Source organism: Mesonia maritima (assembly GCF_042433895.1).
Classification (GTDB): domain Bacteria; phylum Bacteroidota; class Bacteroidia; order Flavobacteriales; family Flavobacteriaceae; genus Mesonia; species Mesonia maritima.
Genome location: NZ_JBHLUA010000025.1, coordinates 1 through 1,085 on the forward strand (window position 1 = coordinate 1; position 1,085 = coordinate 1,085).

At 37.1% G+C, this 1,085-nt stretch carries 2 protein-coding genes; both read left to right on the forward strand.

The features are described from left to right. The first annotated feature begins 60 nt into the window (after positions 1-60). Positions 61-441: a helix-turn-helix domain-containing protein gene (locus ACFFGL_RS13650; RefSeq protein ID WP_309730860.1), complete on the forward strand. Its 381-nt coding sequence runs from the start codon at positions 61-63 to the stop codon at positions 439-441. After that, on the forward strand, positions 438-1,085 hold a 648-nt coding region (locus tag ACFFGL_RS13655), incomplete at its 3' end, for an IS3 family transposase (protein WP_309730863.1). The genes ACFFGL_RS13650 and ACFFGL_RS13655, both read left to right, overlap by 4 nt.

A 1,085-nucleotide genomic window follows, 5' to 3' on the forward strand; every position in this document is an offset into this window, starting at 1 on the left:
AAAAAACGTCATTTCCTGAAATAGGTTGACCAAAAATCAATCATTTAATTCAGGATCAAGATGAAAGACAACAAACCTCCATGCCCAAAAAAAGAGTACCAAAAAGTAAGTTTTGAACTCAAATTAATGATCATTGACCAAATCCAGAATGGTCAAATTTCCCTTAACCACGCTGCCAAATCCTATAACGTTTCAAGATCTTCTATTGATTATTGGCTAAAAAAATACAGTACCTTAGAACAAAAGAAACGAGGTATGAGTAAACAAGATGAGATCAAAAAGCTAAAAGATAAGATCGAAGAACTCGAGTTTATTAAAGAGTTTCAAAGAGATTACATCGCTAATCTGGAGAACCTATCAGGACTCGATCTGGCAAAAAAGCATTTGCCCGAAGCATTGGCCAAAGAAATAGAAAAACGCAAAAGAGACCTTTTAAAATGAAATGGGTCTACCAATCTTTCGGGATATCTAAACAAGCTTTTTACAAGCGTCTGGCAACACATCAAAAGTCCAACCAGCAAGAACAAGCCATACTTAACCTTGTTGAACAGGTCAGAAAGGAAATGCCAAAAACGGGCAGTTTAAAGCTATATAAATCAATCAAGCCGGCACTTGTTGAAAAGAACATCAAAATGGGCAGAGATCGCTTCTATCTACTTCTTAGAAAACATCGACTCTTTATACCAAGAACCAAAAGAGCACATATCACAACAAACTCAAAACATCATTTTTATAAATATCCAAATCTAGTTAAAGACTTCATTCCTAAAGCTGCAGAACAGCTTTGGGTAAGTGATATCACATACATCAAAACAGATGGTGGTAATGCATATCTGGCGCTGGTAACAGACGCCTATTCTAAGAAAATAATGGGTTACAAAATTGATGATCATATGAAAACGAGCCTCTGCATTGATGCCCTCAAAATGGCTTTGAAACAAAGAAAATACCCCGACCAAAAGCTCATCCATCACTCCGACCGCGGTCTACAATACTGTAACCTTACCTATACCAACTTCGCGGAGAGAAACGAGATCAACATCAGTATGACACAACAATACGACCCATATGAGAATGCTGTAGCA